The organism is Acinetobacter sp. AL9 (assembly GCF_041464035.1).
GTDB classification, from domain to species: Bacteria; Pseudomonadota; Gammaproteobacteria; order Pseudomonadales; family Moraxellaceae; genus Acinetobacter; species Acinetobacter towneri.
Window position 1 is genome coordinate 1 of sequence record NZ_JAYFSK010000122.1, and the last position, 2,073, is coordinate 2,073.

Annotated in this window: 1 protein-coding gene and 1 pseudogene; one reads left to right on the top strand and one right to left on the bottom strand. The window is 34.2% G+C overall.

The genetic code is table 11. The features are described 5' to 3' along the window. Positions 1-157: 157 nt before the first annotated feature. Entirely contained in the window at positions 158-1,969 is a 1,812-nt protein-coding gene (locus ACEO2X_RS13770; protein WP_371972158.1) for a polymorphic toxin-type HINT domain-containing protein, read from the top strand. Here ACEO2X_RS13770 and ACEO2X_RS13775 read toward each other — a convergent pair. Next, positions 1,960-2,073 (bottom strand): annotated as a pseudogene (locus tag ACEO2X_RS13775) (IS982 family transposase); the annotation flags it as partial. The gene ACEO2X_RS13770 and the pseudogene ACEO2X_RS13775 overlap by 10 nt on opposite strands.

Below are 2,073 nucleotides of genomic sequence, written 5' to 3' on the forward strand. Positions count from 1 at the left end.
CATGAGAAAGCCCATATAAATGGGTAATGTACAAGTTGCTGTAGAAGCATGTTTAATTCGTCTGATCACAGATACTTTATAACGTATTTTAATACTTTTTTGAATCCGTCAATGCGTAAGTCCTATATGTGTAAACCAATCAGTTGCTGTCTTGCGAGTGAATAATAAAATTTTACCAGAGTATTTATATTACTTGCTTTCTTCACCAAAATATCAATCACAAATGCTTGGTGAAGCAGATGGAACAGTCATAAAACATATTTATATTACTCGTGTTGCAAAAATGGAAGTTGATATTCCATCTTTTGGTTCTATGAATTTAAAAGAGGCTAAAGAGTGGTTGAATCAACAATCACTGGAATTGGAAGCCCGTATCAAAAATATTGAAAAAAACTCTTCTCTTGATTCTGAACAACTAGCATTTATTGCTATCAATATGCGCAACTCTTTTATTAACTCTGCCAGAAATGCTGTCTATGATAAAAGAGTGTTTGCTAGTTTAGAGCTCGACCAGTCATTATGGGATTATAAGTATTTAGAATCTAAATATGCAAAAGAGGGGTACAGTGGAGAAGCATTAAATCGAAAAATAATAGCAGATAGTAGTGATAAAAAGATGCTTGATGATGCAATGACACTCCGTCATTTTGATGGTATAGAGGATGATTTGCTGTATCAACTTGCCCAAGATATGGAAACCAATGGTGCTCGAGAAATGCGCTCCACTGTAGAGCAAGGAGGATGTTTCCCCGCAGGGACACGAGTAATGACTGATAAAGGACTAGTCTCTATCCAAGATATTAAGACCGGAGATATGGTACTGTCTAAGCCAGAGAATGGAGAAGGAGAAATTTGCTATAAACCTGTTGTAAGAACTGTTTCTTATGACAATAAAGAAATTTGGGAGTTAAGTTATTTTGAAATTAGTGCAGATACAGATATTTCTAAATTAACAAGAATAAAATTATTACAAATTTCTCGTAAAGGGAAAATGTTTAGTACTATGGCAACACCAAATCATCCATTTTGGGTTAAAGGAGTAGGATGGACAAGGTTAGATGAATTAAAAAATGGGCAAATTATAGAAACTAATGATCCTAAAATACTTGCTTTAGTCTTCATGGTTAATCCGTTACGAAAAACAAGTAAACCTAATGTTGCTGGTAGTTACCATCCACGTAATTTATTTGATGCTGATAAAAAAGGTTTTGAGATTGAAGATGTTGAATATTTTGATTTATTTGAATACTCCGATCTAGGGCTATGTGAGGTACTTGGAGAAAACTCATCTAGTCCATTTATGGTTGATAATCATGAAATTCATGTTTTGAAAGAAAATTTCACATTAAAAGTTTATAATTTTGAAGTTGCAGATCATCACACTTATTTTATTACTAAAAGAGGATTATGGGTTCATAATACTAATTGTGCAGAGGCTACCTCAGACGCTGCACCAAAAGATCTAGTGACTCGTTCAGGTAACGAAATATCTAAAAAAGATACGCTAGGGCATGATATTAATGTATATGCAAATAAAGCTTCAGTTTATGAGGCTTTTAATGGCATTCAAAATGGTGAGGGTGGAATTGCGATTGTTAAACGTGCCATCGGAAATGATACAGGAAAAAATGGCAATGTATTACCATCAATAGAATTTGATAGAGGTGCACCAAATGCATTATTTGATAAAGGTGTTGGGAATAATGAGCACTATGAATATATTTTAATCGGTGAGCATCCTAATTACAGAAATGCGGACGGCACCGTTAATAACAAGTTCTATAATTATGTAAAATTTGAAGGTTATAGAACATGGGATTTTAATGATGGGCGTGGATTAAGAGATGTATTAGTAGATCGAAAAGCCTCACTAAGTTTTGCAGGCCTAAAAGAAAATGTTGGGAATTATTTTGAGGATAGTTTCGCAAATGGCGCAAGGCATGCTTATATTAACCCCAGTTACGGATAAGCCAAAGATTTAATCACATGAATTTTAGGCTTATTCTTTTGGCAAAGTTGATACGCACATAGTGAAGAAAATACGCCTGCTAAAAAACCAGCAATCGAACGATG